Origin of the sequence: Sulfurisphaera ohwakuensis, from assembly GCF_009729055.1 — an archaeon.
GTDB classification, from domain to species: Archaea; Thermoproteota; Thermoprotei_A; order Sulfolobales; family Sulfolobaceae; genus Sulfurisphaera; species Sulfurisphaera ohwakuensis.
Genome location: NZ_CP045484.1, coordinates 822445 through 841390 on the forward strand (window position 1 = coordinate 822445; position 18946 = coordinate 841390).

Genomic DNA, 18946 nt, shown 5'->3' on the forward strand with positions numbered 1-18946 from the left:
TTAACATTGTTAATATGTTATAAAAAATGTGTAATTATTAACGTTAATTTTCTTTATTGGTACCTCATATACAAAGGAAAGTAAATTTTCATCAATACCCTCTTTATTTCCTTGATAAACTACTTTACCATTTTTCATAACTATAACATTGTCAGCAAAATTTATAATATCGAGTTCATGAGATGTTATTAGAAATTTTCTCTCAGTTTTTAAAGAAATTATTACATCAATTATCTTTTTCCTATTAGCGATGTCTAGGTTAGATAATGGTTCATCCATAATTACTAAATCTCCCTCAGCAAGTGCTTTAGCAATAATTATTAGTCTTTTCTCACCAGAACTTAAGGTAAGAAAGTCTCTTTGCAATAAATTCTCAAGGTTTAGTAGTTTTATAAACCTTTCATATTCACCATTCTTTTTCCCTGCAAGAAGCACATCAATAACCTTCATACTTGGTGAATAGAATTCTGAAGGAGAGTAAGATAACTTATCCTCATTTAAAATTTCACCTTCAAGAGGTTTAATCATCCCTATTATTGTCCTTAATAGTGTGGTTTTACCAGAACCATTTGGGCCAAAAATTAAATTAATTCCATTTGTTAAGTTAATCGTCACGTTATCTAAAATTATTTTGTCACCTAATTTAACTTTCAACCCCTTGACCAGCATTCATCTTCACCAGAATTGAGATTATTATTGGAGAAGCAACTAGAGCTGTTATAGCAGTTATAGGTATAATTGTTCCGAAAATTCCCCTTGATAATATATTGCTAAACTCCATTATTACAGCCCCTATTAAAGGAGAATAGATACTAAGACCTCTCATACTACCATCGATCCTTCTGGCAATATGCGGTACAATAATCCCTATAAAACCAATTATTCCAGCAATAGACACTATATACGCTGTTATTAAACTTACAATCAATAACCAAAATAGTCTAAATCTTCCTGGGTTTATTCCGTGTGTGAATGAGATCTCATCACTAATTGAAACTAAATCAATTTGTCTTGAGTATTTTAATACAAGAAAGATGAGAAGAAAAGTTATAATAGAGAGAATTATAACATCTCTCCAACCTACTATGTTTATTTCACCTAAAAGCCAAAATGTTAGCGGAGGGATCTGAGGATACTTCTCCTGATAGATAACAAGAAGAATTGTGGTTAAGGAAGAGAAAATGTAAGAAACAACAATACCTCCAACAACTATACTGTAAATTCCCCCTTTTCTTCCGATCCCTAGTGTTATTAATGTAGCTAACGTTGCTGTTATGAAAGCAAATAATGGTTGTACATATATCAACCATGAAAGAGGTAAATTAAATGCTAGAAGGAAATAAGTCAGAACTGCACCGAATGCTCCACCCGAAGATGTACCGGATATATAAGGATCTATAAGTGGGTTTTTCAATAAATGTTGAAGAATTGCTCCACAAAGCGAGATTAGGATACCTATTAACATTGCTGAAATGACTGTAGGCAATCTTATATCAAATAAGATTATTGAATAAACTCCTTCAGGATGAAAAATTTCACCTATACTAAGTCTAACTTCACCTAAAATTAGTCCTAGAAAAAATGAGATTGGTAACAACGTGATGAAGAGGTATTTTAGCACATATTAGGATAACTTAACCATATTAAAAATTTTTCTCCTTCTGTTCGTATGAAAAAGTATTTAATATATGGATGACTTATCCATATGCATGAAAATTTGGGGCATAATTTTAGCAGTCGTTGTTATTATAGCGATCCTAGCTGGTGTTATCTATACATATATGAGAGCTAATAATAATGTAAGCACAACATCTTCTCATAATCTTAGGATTATTAGTTTAGCTCCTAGCGATACTCAAGTTTTAATAGCGTTGGGATTAGGTAAATACATTGTAGGTATTGACTATTACTCATATTCACTACTAAAATACCTTAACTTAACAAGTCAAGTACCGGCGAATGTTACAGTTTTTTCACAAATATATCCACCTAACATCTCTGGCTTACTACTTTTACATCCTAGTATAGTAGTTGTAGAATACGGTTTAGAAGCTCCCTATATTTCACAGATGGAAAAGGCCGGATTAAATGTTTTAGTTACTAACAGTGATTATGCTTATTCTTTCTCTCAGATAGAGGAAAATATAATGGAAATTGCTAAATATTTTAACGTTACTCAACAAGGAGAGGAGTTAATTAATTGGATGAATGAGAAGATTGCTGATTTTTCTACATTAGGGAATACAACAATAGCTTACATGCTTTACATCTGTCCTAACTTAGATTTCTATACTGCTGGCGGTAATGTATTTATAAACAGTATTATTGTTCAAGGTGGAGGGATCAACGTTTTCTCTACTTACTCTGATTATCCATTACTCTCTCCAGATGAACTCCTAGTTTCCAATCCTCAAGTAATCATAGCCCAAGAGGTTAGTAACTTTTCTTATACAGAATCATTAATTTCTCAAATACCCGGGATTAAGAATGTTAAGGCTTTTAACGCAAGCCGTATATATATTCTAGGTAATTTGGCTACGGATTTATTAAATGAACCAGGACCATTATCAGTATATGCAATTTTAATGGTACATGATATAATTAATTCTACCACACCTAAGTACGTTACTGCTTCTTGGGTTAAAGAAAACTTGAATATTGAGCTACCTATTTTTTAGGGGTTTACCTGAGAATTAAATATCCTTTTTTATACTTAATTTTTTAAGTATTTCATTATTTTATTGTTATAAATCACAGTAACTAGACTTAACTTACTACAGATACACCATACTTTTTTGCTATCTTTGAAAGTTTTTTATCAAAAGTAACTAAAGGTAATTTTTCGCGTATTGCATGGGAGAGTATAATCATATCCTTATAATCAGCTAGAGGAAGTTTTTCTCTAATTAGTATTTCTAAGGAATCTACTATGTTATTTACACTGTCACATACCACCTCAGCTTTTTCATTTCTTACATATGCAAAAACATCATTTATCTTATCTTCTAATTTCATATCTTTTAGAAACCATACTAGTTCATGTATAACAATTGCTGGAATTATCCATTTATTAAGCGAATCTAGAAGTTCTTCCGCTTTTTTATGATATTCCGAATCCTCAACGTAGTCGTATATTATAACGTTAGTATCAATTATTGCCTTCTCCACGTTCAATTGCCTCCTCAATCTCTTCTGGGGATAATTTCTTACCAAGCCTTATTCTGGGTCTTTCACTTTTAACCTTTCTTAATATTATTTCATCACCGTTTAAATAGACCTCTAGAACATCTCCTTCTTTTAGGTTTATTTTATTTCTTATAGAAGCAGGAATAGTTATTTGATAGTTTCTTGTAACTTTTACTCTCTCCATCGAGTCTAGTTTTGAAAATACTAATATATAAATATTTCTACTATAATAGGAACTTAGGATCATTTTAATAGAAATAATTCTTCTTAATTGAGCTTTAGGATTAAACTAAAATTTGAATAGTTTAACAAGTGGTTTAAGAGATCTAATGTAACTTTTCCTTTTAAAGTATTTAACCAGGGGCTTTCCTTTATATGATAATGAGAGTCGGAGTCAAAATTTTGGACGAAATAGTAGATTTTCCAGAAGGTTCAGTCTCTCTAGTTTTTGGTCCTATAGGAAGTGGAAAAAGTAAACTAGTGAGAACTATTACTAAGTACTTTTTGTCTTTAGATAAGGGTGTACTTTATTTATCAGTAGAAGAAGATCCTAGAAGAGTTTTATCTTATTTCTCTGATGTAAATATTGAAAAACTCAAAGTAGTAAATTTATTTTCAGATATAATTAGGGATCCACGAATTATTCAAGGATTTAACATAACTAGTGATTTAAAGAATGTAATGAAAGACGTATCATTACTCGTATTAGATTCTATAAATGAATTTGCACTTCAGCTTGATGTTAATCAGCTTATACTATTTATAAAAACAATTATAGCAACTGTGTATGCCTCAAATGCCATTGCATTAATTACATACAATTCTGGAAATGACGATACAGATTATGTTATGAGTATGGTTGAGTATTTATTTGACGGAATTATACAGTTAGATGTAGAAGAAGATATCTCAATAAAGTCTATAAGGGTTCTGAGAATGAGAAATAAAAAACATGACCCTAATTGGCACTTCTTTAAAATAGAGGATGGTAATATAGTGCCTCTTGATGCGTCAATAGTTGCTACTATGTTAAAAAACATACAAAAGTAGACATTTACCTACAAAAATATAAATTTGTTTGCATACTTTATTTAAATTAAAAACGCGTATTTACACTTATGAGTGAAAAAATTATATTCCCGGATGGAAGAGAAGTTGATCTCCACGAATTTATAGCATTTATGTATGGTTTATCAACTAGTGATGTTGAAGTCTTACATTTGCTTATGGAAAGCAAAGATAAACTTGATGCAGATGAAATTGCTGAGAAGTTAAAAGTAACAAAAGCCTCAGTAAGTAAATCATTAAATAATTTATTGGATAAGGGCTTAATAGAAAGAGACAAGGCTGAAGGTGCAGAGAAGAAAAAAGGAAGGCCTAGTTATGTGTATTGGGTGGATAAAGATAAGTTAATCTATAAGTTAGAGAAAGATTTAGAGAAATTGGCTAGTAGTATGAAAGAAGGGTTAGAAAAGCACATACCACAATAATTTTTAAATAGTCATTTTAATATTATTTTTCTCATATGATAACTGAGTCTGGAATAATAAGTATGGTAGTAGCATTCATTCTAGGTTTACTTATAGGTCTATTAATAAAGAAAGTAATACAAATTGGTTTAATAATACTTGCGATAATAATTATTCTAATAGCTGTGGGGGCTTTATCACCTTCTACTGTTATACATGGTATTGAAAGTCTTGGTGTTTACGCTAGTACAGCTGAATCTTTTGTTAAAAATGAAATTTCAATTTTACCATATAATTCAATACTGTTCATTATTGGGTTAATAATTGGCTTAGTTAAAGGCTAAAATATCATTGGTTTTGTTAATTTATAAATCATCTTAATTCTTTTTGCCGGATGTGGGTGAGTGGATAGAATATCGGAAAATATACTTGTTTTTTCTCTTAATAGATCTTCAATTAGAAGGTCTGGATCACTTTCCTTTACTTTTGTCGGTGGGATAGTAACTATAATTCCTCTGAACGGATCTAATCTAACGTTCTGCATATAAATCTCTATTTTAGCCAAAGCCTTAGCCAAATTCCATGCTCTCTCTCTAAATAGTTCATAAGAAAAGTAATCTGCAAAACTCTCTCTTAGTCTATTAAACCATAATACGAATAATTGAAGGAAGAAAGTTATAATAAATAAGATTCCACCAATCGCCAGCATAGTTAGGCCAACTAATATGTCAAACTCATCAACAGCAAATATTAGCGTAGCCCACCCTACAGTGAGCAATATATTACTGATGAAGCCTAAAATTGATGGTATTAAACCTATAGCTAATCCTATTTCAACATCATTATGTTTAATATGTCCAAGCTCATGCCCTATTACACTCTCAAGCTCTTCTGGAGTAAGAATTTGAAGTAGCGGAATAGTTATTCCAATTCTCTTTCCAGTAATGTAATTTCCATAAGCAAATGCATTAGGATAAGGTTCATCAACTAGAAAAACTCTAGGAGTTTTAATACCAGCTCTCCTTGCTACACTTTCAATTAAATCATAAACCCATCCGTAACTAGGGTCGTCTCTAGTAACCTCAACTGAATTTCTCTCTACTAAATATGGCGATATGAGCCATTGTACTAGCCATAATATTAGTAGAAATATTATAGAAAAGACTACAGGAAATTTTAAAAAATCTATAATTACTAAAGAAAATATTCCCTCTGAAATTATCGTTAAAAATAATGCGACAATCATATTAATTTTTAATGAAGTACCTATTTCCACACTCTAAGATTAAGAATAAAAAATAATATTAAGTTAATGCTTTCAAAGCCTCTTCTACTTGTCTTATCTTGTTCTTAAATTCTTCTACTTGCTTGCTTAATTCTTCATATTTCTTCTTATATTCTTCTAATTGTTTATTAACTTCCTCATACTTTTTGTTACATTGCTCTTCTGTTAGGTATCTAATTATTCTCAAATTACTGAAAACTAGCTTTTGATTCTGCTCATCATATTCAGCATCTACAAGAATTCTTACTACATCTAACTTATCAATTTTCATTTGATTTACGATTACATCATATAATTGTTTATTAAGTTCAGAAACATCTCGTATAATAATATCCTTTGGAACCATTTTACTAAATGCTACTAAAGCGACTCTTCTAAGCTTATCAGCATACCTAGCAGCAATTATTAATCCTGTGCTTAATTCCATCTTATTTTTTCCAATAGCTGTAGCTCTAGCTATTGTTTGCTCGTATTCTTCTGCTCTTTCTAAATCTCTTGTTTCATCTTCTTTTGGCATAGTTATATATTCTCCTTTCAAAAATAAAAACGTTTCGTTAAAGAGAAACTTCATCATAGAAGCGTTATACAAAATAAAAAAACTTTAATAGCACTAGAAGTCAGTATGGGAATCTCTTTTTTCTGAGATAAATAATAACATTAATCAAAATTGAACAAAACCAGTATCATTCAAATAAAACCACATATATTTTATGATATCGAGTATAATTAAATATATTTTTATTAGAAATACAGGAAATATCGAATTAATTTCACGTGATTAAAAAGGAGTACATAGAGTTAGCTGAAGTTCACGAAAAACAACTCCCCAACTTGAGGGAAAGCTTGTACAACAACTCCCCTCATCTCCTTGAGGACTAGAAAATCAACAATAGCTTGAGAAAACTCCCACAACCTCACCCTCCTCCAAGAACCAACCAAAACATTCAAAAGAAAATAGGAAAGGAGGATAAGAACCAACTCCTTCCCAACATCACAAGTCCTAACCCTAAACTCCTCAAGAGAACGAAAAGCATTCTCAACACCCCCACCTCCCCCTCAGCCAAAACAACAGCAGTCCTAACATCAACCTCACCTATATAGGTTTTACTCTAGTGAGGTAATAGCCTCGTCTCGTTTAGTTAGTTATCTCTCTGGCTTATCCTGTTGGAGGGCTTCATTGCCCCATTAGTTGCATGAAGTATGTAGTGTCTATTAGTGAGTTTTATGCGGTAAAGTTAAGCCTTCATCGTGACTATTAATCACTCGGTCTCATCACTCCTTCTTCCTCCCCGTGGAATACGCTCACGAGGTAGTTACTAGTGTTCTTCCTAGCTCCAGTGTGCCCGCCAGATAGGGGAGTGTAAATGAAATTGTTACCCACAGTCTCATTAGTCTTTAAGCGAAATCTGGGATTCTATGGAGAGAACTTATTAGCAATAGTTTAGGAAAAAATTAGGCTAATGTTTAGGCCCGTAGATTCACAAGTGCTAATAGTGTAAGGATAAAGTATATAATATTTAAAATAAGCCATTTACCGTTTAAGTCATAAATTTTAGGTTTATACTTCGTCATGAAATAGGCTAAGGCAAGAAGGTAGATTAGAAACATGAATAAACAAGTTAAATCGGCTAGTAGTGTTGGCAATAGAGATACTGAAACTATTAGAATATCACCACCTATAATACTAGGTATTAAGAAAAAGAAGTAAACATTGTAGTTGAGTATTAGTCGATATGAAATTAATATATCTATAACAGTTACAATTATAAAAATTAGGAACTTCATTAGAAGGCTCATAAATGATGTTAATACAATAAAGCTGATATCAGCTGCAAGATATATACTTACTATCAACAAAACATATTTTCTAAGTATTTTCTCATAGTAATTGTCCATTTTAGATCACCACAAAACTATACCATGGTGGTGAGTAGGGTGGAGGCGGAATTATTGAAGAGTGAGGTTGCTCAAATATGAAATAGCCAAAGTTATAGTTTGGAATTCTTATAAATGCAAATATAATGCTATTCATAAATGGATAATATTCGCCATTGTAATAAACGCCAGTCTCCCAATAGCTTTCAGTTGGAATATAATCACTCCAGACTAATATATTAACTTTCACGAATGATGCTGCATACAAGTGATATATTGTATCGATTCCATCCTCACTGTATGTCTTGAGAAGATATTTATATTGTAGAGCATTATAAGTTATATATAGACCTATAGTCAGACCAATCCAGCCACCGATAGCTCCTCCTATTGGAGTTGCTAAGCTCGCTATTGTCTGGGCAATATCAGTAGCAGTAGTCTCTGAAACATTGGCTAAAATTAATATTCCTTTTACGTATCCCCATGAATAATAGAAGCATATAGGTTGAATTGGGTCTATATTTATTGTTACTGGATCATTACTATTGTTTGAGTATATTGTGATTTCATTATCATTTATAATTGCAGTAATATTTTCACCATTTCCTATTATATTCACTGAACCGCTTGATAACATAATACTGTTCCCGCTAGGGTCTTCTACTATGTAACCCGTAGCTTTAATTCCCCCGACATAACTGTTAAATGATATATTATACTCGTTATTACCTATCTCACTTTTAGTATAATTAAACCAGTAGAATTGTGTGGTTGTAATTATTGATTCTGGTTCAATTCCCTTAATATTCATGTAAGTGCGTGTAATTTTAGCAACACTGTCCATACCATTCGGTTCGGGAATATTAATTAGGGTTATATTATACGTAATCTTAACTAATATATCGCCATCAAGGGTAGTATTTACGAGAGAAATTGTGTCGAATGTGTAATTATTGTAACAAGTTTTCCCGAAATAAGTGAAAGTATAATTAGTATTATTCGTAACAATCCAGCCATTAGCATTAGCCACTACATAACCACTATAATTATTAGTGCTATATGAGGATATATATTCTTGCGAAACATCAAAATGTAAAATAACGTGTAAAAGTGATAAGGTGTAATTTATAGGCTCAGTAGCGAGGTTAGTAGTAGAAGATGAACTGGCTAAAGCAATTACGTTTCCAATTCCCAAACCACCGAGTATATATTCTGTTGGTAACAGTAAAATGAGAAGTGCTATAACAGCTATAGCCCTAATATTACGAGATAAATAAAATCTATTTAAGAGAATATTTTTGAAGACTCTATACATAATAGAAATTAGGAAGATTTAAAAAAAGTTAACTATAATCAATTAAAACTAGTTTTCGTCGAGCCAACATAAAATTTATCGTTTTTCTCGCTTAAGTGATCGTAACACTTCACAAATAAACGTAGTTAATTAAAGAAATCTTCCTCGGAGGATATCGTTAAAATCTAATAGCTTACTGGCCATTCTAATAATGTGTTTAAAAGTTAGTGCCAGATGATATTCTCTCCGTCAAACAAATATTGTTCACTTAAAGTGCTCAGTGAGGATAAGCTTAATAGAACCCCCAACTGAGGTAAGAGGATATTAATTAGATGTTCTGATTAACCCCCTAAGGAAGTCAACGGCAGAAATTCCCTTAATGAATCCTCGTCCTTAATTTCTCTCTATAATAGTTGGATTGGAGAAATAATTAGGCGGCCAGTTAATTATAGATTCGTTGTTAATAATTCTCCATTAACTTTCAATCCCTTTGGGGATTGAACTTGCAAGAATTTGGCTCGATAATTATGCACCGAAACTAACTTTCAATCCCTTTGGGGTAGGTTTGATATAGTGAATCCAGTAATTGCTGGAGGGATGATGTACCTAGCTAATAGTTACGGCTAGGTAATAGCGATACCGTTAAGTGTGATATATCCGTCTTGAAGGGATCCCCTCGTGATCGACTAAGTTAAGACATGGCTAGGCTGCTCATCGGGGATCCCCAACTCTCGTTTTCCAGAGATATTTATTTTTCAAACCCTAAAAAAGGTATTTTTAGATAATCTCTTGATGATCCCCATAATCTTCGACTTATCATTAAAGGGATTTTACAAGTGGTGTAAGAAGAGGCTCGAGTATTTAGGTTTTGAACCAATGGTAACTCCTTACAGATACGACTACCAGATAATGATTTACGCTGAGTTAATTAACGGGATTGTAGTTACTACAGATAAGGACTTCTTAAAGTTTAAGAGGGCTGTAGTGCTGAAGAATGATAAGTATGAAAAGATGTACGTAAGGATGCTTAAGGAAATCCATAGGATCCTTGAAGCGTAAAGTGGGCTGAATCCCTTTTTGCATTAATGAAACCTTTTTGTATTTGTTTATGTTATTTTTTGACGAATACTATCCCCCCACTCACTGTGGGGAAAAAGGGTGGAGGGTGAAGATAACGGAGATGTGAGCCCCGTGCAGTTGGAGTCCCATATCGAGGGCTAAGTCCCTACATCAGATCATGAAGGTGTAGGGCATAATTCACGACTCCTCAATATTTGTGCTAAAGTATACATACCGTGAGTTGGAAGCCTTCTTCCTAATCCACTCCCTCTCCTTATCATCTTTAACAGTACTAAGTAATTTCTCCTCATTAACAATCAATAGAGCACTCATTAAACCCTTAATAGCACTGAAAGCCTTCCCCGCGGAATTCCTAGTATAACCACAAGGTTAGTGAAAGGTGGAGGTCTGACAGGCTTTCAATAACCCTAGCCAACCTTATAAAGATCCTTCTCCATAAACTCTTATTCTCAACAACACCTAAAACCATAAGTCTTAAAATAGTAGTAATTATTCTACTTTCCCTTGGTAATACAAGACTTTCAGTACTATCGATAAAGTTTTTAATTTACCACATAATTGATTAAAAAGTATGAAGAACGAGAAAGAACTAGAAGTTGCAAGGAGCGAATTCATCAAGGCATTCAACCACCTAGTTGGAATACTTAGAATGAAGGGACTCAAAAGAAAAGTAGCACTAGGCCTAACACTCATGACACTAATAGGAGGAAGAGCAAGCATAAGAAACACAGCAATAACATTCGGACTAAACTACGCAAACCTATTAGAAGCACTAGAACGCCTTGAAGAAGCATGGAACACTACCTTAATACACTAAGCAAAACAATAGTAGGACCCGTAGTGATTATAATAGACGACACATTCGACCACAAACCATACTCAAGAATAGAAGAAATAGCAAGCAAATACGGGAACTACATCTTCTACTACTCCACACACAAGAAATTCGAACCAGGAATACAAGTCCTCACAATAGCCTTATACGACTTAGCCACGGGAAAAAACTACTTAGTCGGCGCTTTCCCATACGCAACAAGAAAAATGTGGGAAAGCGGAATAATAAACGAGTTCAAGACAAAGATAGAGATGGCTGCAGAAATAATTGAGATACTCAAGAGTAAATTCACCATAGCTAGGGTTGTGTTTGATTCTTGGTATTGGTCTGAGAAGTTGGTGAGGGGTTGTGTTGTTTCTGAGTTGAGGTCTAATGGGAGGCTCTTAAGGGTTAGGTGTTTGGAGGGAGGGGGGACGTTGGATGTGGAGGGGCACATCCACGTCCGAGATCTCCCTCCCGGCTCTTACTTGGCTGACCTAACCCTTGAGAGTCGAGTTATTACTATAAAGTTGCTAATACTGGTATATAAATCTAATAGGTTAAACTTGTACTCTACTGATCTTAGCTTGAGTGATGAGGAGATAGAGAGGACTTGGAGGATTAGGTGGGAGATAGAGAAGTTTCACAAGGATATTAAGGCTCTTGGTATGCAAGATTCCTCTTTCTTAAAGAGGAAGAGGTTTCAAGGTTACTTGCTTCTCTTCGTGATGGTTGTTAACACGGTTAGAGATTTGATTAGCTCCCTTAACTTGAGGAGTGTGGAGGAGTTTCTCCGGTTCGTTGAAAATCGTTTAGGGGGTGCTCTAGGCTTGATGAAAACTTTTAAGTTACGTTAAAGTAGAATAACTGCTAGTATTTTCTTGATTGGAAGCCTTATGCTATTGACAAGGATATGGTTGAGGTTTTTGTTTACGTTATTGGAATAATTTATAATTCTTGATTTATACTTCAGTTTTGCAAAAGGTTCCACAAGAGGAATTTATCAAACTCTCTAGTTAACCCAGGACTAGGGTTAACTAGGGTAGTTTGGGGTATGTTTAAAATTCAATTTTTCTTTGTAATCACTTATTTTATATTACAATAAAACATAAATCTCCCCCTATATTGAAAGGTAAAACTGTATTTAACTCATAAAATATCATAATAAGGTATTTCTATCACATTATATTTATTGAATTTTTTGCACTGAGGACATTCTCTTGAGTGCCTCATTATATATTCTTGTTAACGTCTCCTTAAATCTTCTCCACATCTCATTATTTCGCATAATATCATTTAATGCTATTAAAATACCCTTATATAATCCTAGAAATCTTATATTTATTTTCAATGGAGAAAATATTGAAATAGTTAGTGAAATTAAAAACGTTAAGTAGCTGATAATGAAAAATTTTCTCAAGATACTATTCAATTATACCACCCACCATTATGAGTAATAAATTTGAAAGCATAATCACAATAAGTATAATAATGTATGACAGATAAGCTTTGCCTAAATTTTTCTTTAATAATAATGGAGAAACAATATAGGCTAATAAAACTGACATTAAAGATATCGGAATTGTTATTACATTAAACAAAAGCGTAATTGGAGAGATTAAATATACAATGTTTATTATTATAAGAAACACAAGTATGGACTTCAGAATATTCACATTCTCGAAACCAAAGCTGTGCATGATAATTGATGCAGAGTAAGTTATGACTAACATTATTATTAGGAATAGAAGAATTTTACTTAATAATACCATTAAAACTAACCTGTCTATGACTATACCTTGAAATATTAAGTAAAAAATGTAAAAATCACTAAAATTAACTGTAAATAGGACTATAAAGGGAAACATAAGTCGAGTTATATAACTTCCACTGGATTCATCCTCCTTAATACTTTGAAATAAGCTCATGGGTAAGGAATTTATAAAATAAGAGGGTATAAAACCAAGAAAAGCTAAGGATAATGCAAAAATAATTAGAGTTGGTAGTATCCCTAATTTATGGTCTAATTGAATTACCCAATCTAAAAATCCCTTCGCTGTACTAGGATTTATATATATAATATGGTATACAAAGTCAAACATGGATAATAATACATTAAATAAAGAAATAATTATTAGATTTTCTAAAGTGCGTGACAGAAAATCTTGCATTTCGTTACCAGCTCTAATTAAATTTTTAAATATATTATCAGTAAGAGGTAATATTATTATTGATACTATATATGTAATTATGATTAAATACAACATTATAACTTCATTAACATTCATAGATAATATAAGAAGTAATATCCAATTAATTATCAGGATAAGTAATGATTTCAATTCTAATATTGGATTCTTCTTCAGATAAAAGATTTCTGATTGCTTGCGATAAGATTGTATTCTATGTATTAAATAAATTATAAAAAATATTAAGTTAAATAAATCTAAGAAAAAGGGTTGACTTAAATTCATAATAGGTCACTTACATGTCTTATAGATAACTTACATACCTACTATAATTGCTGTTACACCTATTGCAGTAAATGGATCTGCTAAGGCCAATAAATATATAAATGTTCCGATATCGCCTCCAGACATTACAAGAGCCATTTGAACTATTGGATTATTCATAGCTAGTTGATATAGGCCAAACATATCTGAAATAGCCGCAATACCGTTTTGAACAGCACCGCCAATATTTCCACACATAGCATCCGATGCTGCAAAATATGCTGCAATAGCATGCCCTTCTATTATACCACTCGAAACTATTCCCTCTAATGGAACTAGTAGCATTACAAACATTAAAACACCTATAGCTTTTAGCATTGGAACTATAGTTCTCCTCTTTATAGTTATCTGTTGCGACATTACACCACTATAATATTAATCAATTATAGCTTTTTATTTTTTTCTTTAATAATATTCAGTCAATTTGTAGTCTCTTATGGGAGGATTACTCGGTTTTTACACTTTCATAAAAAGGTATTTGATTTTGAAAAAGAATATAAATGATTTGACTATATTCATATATGATTATGCGAATAAGATTTAGGAAGATTAATTACACTACAACTTATATCTTAAGCACAATTGAATCCTTTCTTTTCTCCATCTTCTTAACTGCATTAATTCTAATATTAATTATTAGGGAGATCAACTTAATCACGATTTTCACTATCTCATTACTTCTCGCAATAGGAAGTTATATTGACATTCTTATTTACGATAGAGTTTATTTTAACCTCTCTGGGTTCTTTTTTCCTCTTTCTTTGACTATCTTCTTACTTATTATAATTTACAAGGAGTTATTGCAAATTTATTATGATTTATTCCTACTTCTTTTTTCCTCCTTATTATTCTTTATCGAGAATAGGTTATATTTTAAGAATAGTATAGGTTACTCGATAAAATACTCAATACTAATTTCAATGTTTTCCGGTCTAGTTAATTTTTTAATATTTAATAAATTTTCTTATTATTTTGCTTTTATAAGTACTTTTATTCCAACTTTACTTCTTGATTTTAAATTAAGTATAAGATGTAACCGTGAGGGAATCATAGGAGGTTTAGGAGTAAGAGACTTATTAGTTTTGATGCCAATTGTAGCCATGTTGATGGCGTTCTTGCTTGATATAATGTTACCTAAATAACCTCAGTACTATTGAAGAAATGTAAAGCGTGAATATCTTTATTAACTCAACATAGATAAAGCCTCTTATTTTCTTACTGTTAATTTATTATTTACACTTTCTAATACTTTAAAAGATAAGGTCCTCTGCTTGACATAGGAAAGGTGTCTTGTGTAATTTAAGAGACATTCTTGTACTTTAACTACATTTTTATATATATGTAAGTAGATTAACGCTGATACTTTATCTACATCTACAATGTTTAATTTTAAGCTTTACTATGCAAACTGTTTAAAAAGATTTGCTAATTAAAAGAATAGTTAGCATATGTTATGTTTATGTATTGTTTTTTAAATAAAGGAGAAAGGTCTTAAATTATGAAAATTTTTTAAAGAAAGAAATAAGTCATAGCATATTAAAATGTAACATAGAATAAAGAATTATGATAACAACTGTAGTTCGAAGTGAAGAAACAGAAATAGACATTAAGAAAGCTATAAAAACGAGCCTACTAATGACATTTTTCCTAGTAGCAATCCCAATAAACAGTATTATGCTAACACAAGCAATACTAGCTTACGGCTTTAATTCTCCGCTTTATACCGTGTTTACTAGTGGATCTCCTTCATATTTCTTGTGTACTGCTCTTCCAATATTTCTAGACTGGGGTAGTGTACTATTATCAAATGGTGCATCGATATCAGAAGTGCTTTATGGAATACTTATTGGTACAGCTATGTCAGATCCAGTGGTACTAGCAGTCCTTGGTGTTTTATTAACTGCGTAAAAGGGGTTTAAATTATGTTAAAGTTAAAGTCTTTTTTATTAAATTTCTTAAATTTTGAAGAAATAAATACTTGGGGATCAGTTACATTGTTTTTAGCAGCAGAATCTCCAGCATTAATTTCTCCTATCTATTATATATATCTAGGAATTTTGTTAATCCCTATATTTTTTATAGTTTTTGGATATTTAATACCATTATTTCTTGTAAGGAGATTATATAAAGTTGAAGAAGACGGTTTTACATACTATATTGGTGAGAGAAAATATATAGGAAGAAGACTAAGCTCAGATTCAGTAGTCATATACACTATTAAGCCTTTTGTTGTAGTTTCGGATGGAATATCTTATTCTAAGATAAGTGAGTTAAGATATAAAATAGAAAGTAAATTAATTCTTTATGAAAAATCTAGGCAATATATGATAAATATTTTAATAGGATATATAATAGGTATTATATTTTATATGATTTCTAAGTTACCTAGGTCTTACTCTTTTATCATAGGTATGAGTGTCTTGTATATTTCTTTTATTGTAGGATTCATAGCAGCTATTGGTTATTATAAAATAAAATATGGAGTGGGAGGGAATTCTTTTATAGAGAGTTTTTTGAGACAAACTATATACTCAAGTAATGTTAATGTAAGGGGTGTAGTTTATCTAATGCCCAATATCTTGATATTTTCTCTAGTAACATCATTACCGCTTGCTTTAATAAAACCAAGTCTTATCACCTCATTACTCTTTTTAGAGAAATTCGCAGTTGAGACTGCATTGCTTTCAATCATAACCTTTTTAACCTCTATACTTTTCACCTCTTTAGGACTCACTACTGAGGAGCTCTTAGCCTCATTTTCCCAATACATATTCTTTTCTACAATTCCCCAATTATTCCTATTTGGAGCTTTAGTCCATCCATCACTCCGATTCATATACCTAGTACTATTGATAACGTTCACTCTACTAGCTTACATTGCTGCAATACTATCTACTAATAATAAGAGAAGAGCTATAATAGCTTGGTTGATTATAGCTCTCGTGACTATATTCTCATCTATACTTCTCTCATTAATTACTATATCATTTAAAATATAAAGGTGATAAAACATGAATTTACAAAAAGGGGCTTATTATTTTATCGTTTTTATAGGATTTTTGGCCTCTATTCCTTTATCCATTCTCAACCCATTAAAGGTAAGCTCTCATTATCTACCATTATATTTAGTTGTTAATATTATTATAGCTAATTTTATAGTCTTTACTTTTATCTATTTTATAATGAATAATATAAAATTACCCATTCTTTTAATTCCATGGTTATTTATTTCCTCTTTAATAGAATTTTATATTGGTATGTCAGCTATTATGGAAAACTTATCTGTTGGATATTTTACAGTTTTATTAATATTTCTTGAGTTCTATGGAATGTTATATTTTGCCCAAAGGAAAAGCTTATATTTAGGAATAGTTTATATAGTAATTCTAGCTTTCATAGAAATTTTAGTTTATGATAAAATGTAGGTGTAGAGTATGAGAATAAAAAGGTATGATAAAAATGAATTTTTATTTCTTGCGGTTCTAGCTTTAATCCCCTCGTTTCCTCTATTCGCAATTGTCAGTTTTCTTACTACTCATAGTATTAGTATATTGATTTTTCCGTTTAGCTATTTAAATGCATTTTTGGCAGGGTTTTATCTTAAGATAGATGATTTTCATGCGATAAATCTTTCTGTATTTACAGAGATAGGAATCTCCATGTTTTTTATATTGTTTTTTATATCCAAAGAAAATCTACTCTTGTTGCTAGTATCTATTATAGTAACTTTTGCTTTAGCGGGTAAACTAAGTAAAGTTACTAAAATTGGTGTAACCTCAAATATTGGTGTGATCTTCTATTTTTCATTGTTAAATCTATTCCTATTTAATAGTCAGATATTAGTACAGAATACTTTTATTTCATCTTTTATAGGAATTCTTTTACAAGATATTTTAAAATCTAGAAAAATACATCCTGACATTAATAGTTTGCCTTTTAAGGTAAAGGAAAAATTAGTAATTATAGGAGGTCTTAGTGGATTTGACGGCCTATATGTTATACCCTTTATGAGTACTTTTATCAATTTCCTCATAACTTACATATTTAATTTCCATAATCCCTTCATGCTACAAAATTTGATTCAGAATACCTTTAAGTCATTTTAGTAGTTTTAAGGCTACAGATCCCAGAGTTTGCAAATTAGGTTAAAGAGGCAAGAGCTCGTCGTTTGCGATAACTCCAAAATCGTTTTTACAAGAATAATTTATATTTTAAATGATATAGTAATTAATGAGAGAAGTATAGATGAGAATATAGTCACGAGAGCTATAATCAACCAAGCTATTATAGCTCTTCTCTTATTATTAGTAGATAGTATTGCAGCAATGTAAGCTAGTAGAGTGAACGTTATCAATAGTACTAGGTATATGAATCGGAGTGATGGATGGACTAAAGCTCCAAATAGGAATAATTGGGGAATTGTAGAAAAGAATATGTATTGGGAAAATGAGGCTAAGAGCTCCTCAGTAGTGAGTCCTAAAGAGGTGAAAAGTATAGAGGTTAAAAAGGTTATGATTGAAAGCAATGCAGTCTCAACTGCGAATTTCTCTAAAAAGAGTAATGAGGTGATAAGACTTGGTTTTATTAAAGCAAGCGGTAATGATGTTACTAGAGAAAATATCAAGATATTGGGCATTAGATAAACTACACCCCTTACATTAACATTACTTGAGTATATAGTTTGTCTCAAAAAACTCTCTATAAAAGAATTCCCTCCCACTCCATATTTTATTTTATAATAACCAATAGCTGCTATGAATAACGCAATAAAAAGTAAGTATAAAAAGCTCATAAAAAGAATAAAAAACGTAGATGGAGAGATAAGTTTACTAAAAGTTGAATATAATATAATTCCTATTAAGTAACCCGCTAGAATATTTATCATATATTGTCTAGATTTTTCATAAAGAATTAATTTACTTTCTATTTTATATCTTAACTCACTTATCTTAGAATAAGATATTCCATCCGAAACTATAACAAAAGGCTTAATAGTGTATATGATTATTGCGTCCTTCTTTCTATTTCTTATATATTTTTTATCACAGATATAGTATGTAAAACTTCCTTCTTCAATCCTAGATAATTTTCTAGTGACAAAAAATGGAAATATATAACTATCGATTATAAAAAATATAAATATAAGAATAATACTTTCATCTATTAAGATTTGATAAAACAAGCTTATACCAGCCCATGCTGCAAACTCTGCTATTAAAAACATAGTATATGATTCCCGATTATCTATCTTTTTCCTTATAAAATATACTAAGAATGGATATATAGCATAGAAAATAAGCCCATATAATACAAGAAGCTGAATAAGCTGAAATTGACTTACACTACTGAGAGACATATATAAGTAAAAAAACCTAGCTTTACCATAAATAATACCCTTTATGCAGTAGCTAATAAACCAAGGAAAGCAGC

Annotated in this window: 22 protein-coding genes and 5 pseudogenes; 13 read left to right on the forward strand and 14 right to left on the reverse strand. The window is 31.3% G+C overall.

The genetic code is table 11. The annotated features are described in order from the left end of the window. Positions 1 to 9: 9 nt before the first annotated feature. Both D1869_RS04745 and D1869_RS04750 read right to left on the reverse strand, forming a co-directional pair. Positions 10 to 669, reverse strand: coding sequence for an ABC transporter ATP-binding protein (locus D1869_RS04745; RefSeq protein ID WP_156014143.1), 660 nt, complete (start codon positions 667 to 669; stop codon positions 10 to 12). Next, the gene (locus tag D1869_RS04750) at positions 644 to 1621 is read right to left on the reverse strand and encodes a FecCD family ABC transporter permease (RefSeq protein ID WP_156014144.1); all 978 of its coding nucleotides are present in this window, start codon (positions 1619 to 1621) and stop codon (positions 644 to 646) included. The genes D1869_RS04745 and D1869_RS04750 overlap by 26 nt, the downstream gene beginning before the upstream one ends. A gap of 88 nt (positions 1622 to 1709) precedes the next feature. Between D1869_RS04750 and D1869_RS04755 the strand changes: the two genes are divergently transcribed. Continuing rightward, complete coding sequence (locus tag D1869_RS04755) at positions 1710 to 2678, forward strand: ABC transporter substrate-binding protein (RefSeq protein WP_231113716.1); 969 nt, start codon at positions 1710 to 1712, stop codon at positions 2676 to 2678. An 88-nt stretch (positions 2679 to 2766) separates the two neighbouring features. Here D1869_RS04755 and D1869_RS04760 read toward each other — a convergent pair whose 3' ends face one another. Further along, entirely contained in the window at positions 2767 to 3168 is a 402-nt protein-coding gene (locus tag D1869_RS04760) for a PIN domain-containing protein (protein WP_156014146.1), read from the reverse strand. Continuing rightward, complete coding sequence (locus D1869_RS04765; RefSeq protein ID WP_156014147.1) at positions 3149 to 3370, reverse strand: AbrB/MazE/SpoVT family DNA-binding domain-containing protein; 222 nt, start codon at positions 3368 to 3370, stop codon at positions 3149 to 3151. The genes D1869_RS04760 and D1869_RS04765 overlap by 20 nt, the downstream gene beginning before the upstream one ends. Before the next feature lie 197 nt (positions 3371 to 3567). On the opposite strand from D1869_RS04765, the gene D1869_RS04770 reads away from it, so the two are divergent. From D1869_RS04770 to D1869_RS04780, 3 genes are all read left to right on the forward strand, one after another. Beyond that, positions 3568 to 4236: an RAD55 family ATPase gene (locus D1869_RS04770; RefSeq protein WP_184651069.1), complete on the forward strand. Its 669-nt coding sequence runs from the start codon at positions 3568 to 3570 to the stop codon at positions 4234 to 4236. Between the two features lie 68 nt (positions 4237 to 4304). Beyond that, positions 4305 to 4676, forward strand: coding sequence for an Lrs14 family HTH-type transcriptional regulator (gene lrs14 / locus D1869_RS04775; protein ID WP_156014149.1), 372 nt, complete (start codon positions 4305 to 4307; stop codon positions 4674 to 4676). A 35-nt stretch (positions 4677 to 4711) separates the two neighbouring features. After that, positions 4712 to 4999, forward strand: coding sequence for a hypothetical protein (locus tag D1869_RS04780; RefSeq protein WP_052846426.1), 288 nt, complete (start codon positions 4712 to 4714; stop codon positions 4997 to 4999). On the opposite strand, the gene D1869_RS04785 is transcribed toward D1869_RS04780, so the two are convergent. The 3 genes and pseudogenes from D1869_RS04785 to D1869_RS04795 form a co-directional block, all read right to left on the reverse strand. Beyond that, positions 4996 to 5931 (reverse strand): zinc metalloprotease HtpX, encoded by a 936-nt coding sequence (locus tag D1869_RS04785; protein WP_156014150.1) that lies wholly within the window; start codon positions 5929 to 5931, stop codon positions 4996 to 4998. The genes D1869_RS04780 and D1869_RS04785 overlap by 4 nt on opposite strands. A gap of 28 nt (positions 5932 to 5959) precedes the next feature. Next, on the reverse strand, positions 5960 to 6457 hold the full coding sequence (locus tag D1869_RS04790) for a DUF2258 domain-containing protein (protein WP_156014151.1): 498 nt from the start codon (positions 6455 to 6457) through the stop codon (positions 5960 to 5962). Between the two features lie 281 nt (positions 6458 to 6738). Further along, positions 6739 to 7034 (reverse strand): annotated as a pseudogene (locus D1869_RS04795) (ISH3 family transposase); the annotation flags it as partial. A gap of 5 nt (positions 7035 to 7039) precedes the next feature. Between D1869_RS04795 and D1869_RS04800 the strand changes: the two are divergent. Then, positions 7040 to 7172 (forward strand): annotated as a pseudogene (locus tag D1869_RS04800) (IS6 family transposase); the annotation flags it as partial. Positions 7173 to 7404: 232 nt separating this feature from the next. On the opposite strand, the gene D1869_RS04805 reads toward D1869_RS04800, so the two are convergent. Further along, positions 7405 to 7836 carry a hypothetical protein gene (locus tag D1869_RS04805; protein WP_156014152.1) on the reverse strand — a complete coding sequence of 144 codons (432 nt, stop codon included), beginning with the start codon at positions 7834 to 7836 and terminating at the stop codon, positions 7405 to 7407. Between the two features lies 1 nt (position 7837). Beyond that, positions 7838 to 9130 (reverse strand): hypothetical protein, encoded by a 1293-nt coding sequence (locus D1869_RS04810; protein ID WP_156014153.1) that lies wholly within the window; start codon positions 9128 to 9130, stop codon positions 7838 to 7840. Between the two features lie 771 nt (positions 9131 to 9901). Here D1869_RS04810 and D1869_RS04815 point away from each other — a divergent pair. Then, a complete protein-coding gene (locus D1869_RS04815; RefSeq protein WP_156014154.1) occupies positions 9902 to 10168 on the forward strand; it encodes a hypothetical protein in 267 nt (88 codons plus the stop codon). Between the two features lie 175 nt (positions 10169 to 10343). Here the strand turns inward: D1869_RS04815 and D1869_RS04820 are convergent. Next, positions 10344 to 10626 (reverse strand): annotated as a pseudogene (locus D1869_RS04820) (PaREP1 family protein); the annotation flags it as partial. A 134-nt stretch (positions 10627 to 10760) separates the two neighbouring features. On the opposite strand from D1869_RS04820, the pseudogene D1869_RS04825 reads away from it, so the two are divergent. Together D1869_RS04825 and D1869_RS15365 are read left to right on the forward strand one after the other, a co-directional pair. After that, positions 10761 to 11860 (forward strand): annotated as a pseudogene (locus D1869_RS04825) (transposase). Positions 11861 to 11889: 29 nt separating this feature from the next. Next, positions 11890 to 12023, forward strand: a pseudogene (locus D1869_RS15365) (IS5/IS1182 family transposase); the annotation flags it as partial. Between the two features lie 169 nt (positions 12024 to 12192). On the opposite strand, the gene D1869_RS04835 reads toward D1869_RS15365, so the two are convergent. From D1869_RS04835 to D1869_RS04845, 3 genes are read right to left on the reverse strand one after another with little or no spacing between them, the layout of a single operon-like run. Next, on the reverse strand, positions 12193 to 12435 hold the full coding sequence (locus D1869_RS04835; RefSeq protein WP_156014155.1) for a hypothetical protein: 243 nt from the start codon (positions 12433 to 12435) through the stop codon (positions 12193 to 12195). After that, positions 12428 to 13477, reverse strand: coding sequence for a hypothetical protein (locus D1869_RS04840; RefSeq protein ID WP_231113717.1), 1050 nt, complete (start codon positions 13475 to 13477; stop codon positions 12428 to 12430). Before D1869_RS04840 ends, D1869_RS04835 begins: the two co-directional genes overlap by 8 nt. A gap of 30 nt (positions 13478 to 13507) precedes the next feature. Then, positions 13508 to 13876 carry a hypothetical protein gene (locus D1869_RS04845; protein WP_156014157.1) on the reverse strand — a complete coding sequence of 123 codons (369 nt, stop codon included), beginning with the start codon at positions 13874 to 13876 and terminating at the stop codon, positions 13508 to 13510. 161 nt (positions 13877 to 14037) lie between these two features. Here D1869_RS04845 and D1869_RS04850 point away from each other — a divergent pair, with 161 nt between their 5' ends. From D1869_RS04850 to D1869_RS04870, 5 genes are all read left to right on the forward strand, one after another. Further along, on the forward strand, positions 14038 to 14658 hold the full coding sequence (locus D1869_RS04850) for a hypothetical protein (RefSeq protein WP_156014048.1): 621 nt from the start codon (positions 14038 to 14040) through the stop codon (positions 14656 to 14658). Between the two features lie 421 nt (positions 14659 to 15079). Continuing rightward, entirely contained in the window at positions 15080 to 15424 is a 345-nt protein-coding gene (locus D1869_RS04855) for a hypothetical protein (RefSeq protein WP_156014158.1), read from the forward strand. Between the two features lie 14 nt (positions 15425 to 15438). Then, complete coding sequence (locus D1869_RS04860) at positions 15439 to 16515, forward strand: hypothetical protein (protein ID WP_156014159.1); 1077 nt, start codon at positions 15439 to 15441, stop codon at positions 16513 to 16515. A 12-nt stretch (positions 16516 to 16527) separates the two neighbouring features. Further along, entirely contained in the window at positions 16528 to 16941 is a 414-nt protein-coding gene (locus D1869_RS04865) for a hypothetical protein (RefSeq protein WP_156014160.1), read from the forward strand. A gap of 9 nt (positions 16942 to 16950) precedes the next feature. After that, positions 16951 to 17622, forward strand: coding sequence for a hypothetical protein (locus D1869_RS04870; RefSeq protein WP_156014161.1), 672 nt, complete (start codon positions 16951 to 16953; stop codon positions 17620 to 17622). Between the two features lie 98 nt (positions 17623 to 17720). On the opposite strand, the gene D1869_RS04875 is transcribed toward D1869_RS04870, so the two are convergent. Beyond that, positions 17721 to 18872 (reverse strand): hypothetical protein, encoded by a 1152-nt coding sequence (locus D1869_RS04875; RefSeq protein WP_156014162.1) that lies wholly within the window; start codon positions 18870 to 18872, stop codon positions 17721 to 17723. Positions 18873 to 18946: the final 74 nt, after the last annotated feature.

Bases quoted from the DNA above. Each gene is read 5' to 3' on its own strand.
- D1869_RS04855 (WP_156014158.1), top strand. From the start codon at position 15,080: ATGATAACAACTGTAGTTCGAAGTGAAGAAACAGAAATAGACATTAAG.
- D1869_RS04810 (WP_156014153.1), bottom strand. From the start codon at position 9,130: ATGTATAGAGTCTTCAAAAATATTCTCTTAAATAGATTTTATTTATCT.
- D1869_RS04870 (WP_156014161.1), top strand. From the start codon at position 16,951: ATGAGAATAAAAAGGTATGATAAAAATGAATTTTTATTTCTTGCGGTT.
- D1869_RS04780 (WP_052846426.1), top strand. From the start codon at position 4,712: ATGATAACTGAGTCTGGAATAATAAGTATGGTAGTAGCATTCATTCTA.
- D1869_RS04845 (WP_156014157.1), bottom strand. From the start codon at position 13,876: ATGTCGCAACAGATAACTATAAAGAGGAGAACTATAGTTCCAATGCTA.
- D1869_RS04790 (WP_156014151.1), bottom strand. From the start codon at position 6,457: ATGCCAAAAGAAGATGAAACAAGAGATTTAGAAAGAGCAGAAGAATAC.
- D1869_RS04860 (WP_156014159.1), top strand. From the start codon at position 15,439: ATGTTAAAGTTAAAGTCTTTTTTATTAAATTTCTTAAATTTTGAAGAA.
- D1869_RS04755 (WP_231113716.1), top strand. From the start codon at position 1,710: ATGAAAATTTGGGGCATAATTTTAGCAGTCGTTGTTATTATAGCGATC.
- D1869_RS04815 (WP_156014154.1), top strand. From the start codon at position 9,902: ATGATCCCCATAATCTTCGACTTATCATTAAAGGGATTTTACAAGTGG.
- D1869_RS04770 (WP_184651069.1), top strand. From the start codon at position 3,568: ATGAGAGTCGGAGTCAAAATTTTGGACGAAATAGTAGATTTTCCAGAA.
- D1869_RS04840 (WP_231113717.1), bottom strand. From the start codon at position 13,477: ATGAATTTAAGTCAACCCTTTTTCTTAGATTTATTTAACTTAATATTT.
- D1869_RS04765 (WP_156014147.1), bottom strand. From the start codon at position 3,370: ATGGAGAGAGTAAAAGTTACAAGAAACTATCAAATAACTATTCCTGCT.
- D1869_RS04745 (WP_156014143.1), bottom strand. From the start codon at position 669: ATGCTGGTCAAGGGGTTGAAAGTTAAATTAGGTGACAAAATAATTTTA.
- D1869_RS04865 (WP_156014160.1), top strand. From the start codon at position 16,528: ATGAATTTACAAAAAGGGGCTTATTATTTTATCGTTTTTATAGGATTT.
- lrs14 (WP_156014149.1), top strand. From the start codon at position 4,305: ATGAGTGAAAAAATTATATTCCCGGATGGAAGAGAAGTTGATCTCCAC.
- D1869_RS04805 (WP_156014152.1), bottom strand. From the start codon at position 7,836: ATGGACAATTACTATGAGAAAATACTTAGAAAATATGTTTTGTTGATA.
- D1869_RS04875 (WP_156014162.1), bottom strand. From the start codon at position 18,872: ATGTCTCTCAGTAGTGTAAGTCAATTTCAGCTTATTCAGCTTCTTGTA.
- D1869_RS04850 (WP_156014048.1), top strand. From the start codon at position 14,038: ATGATTATGCGAATAAGATTTAGGAAGATTAATTACACTACAACTTAT.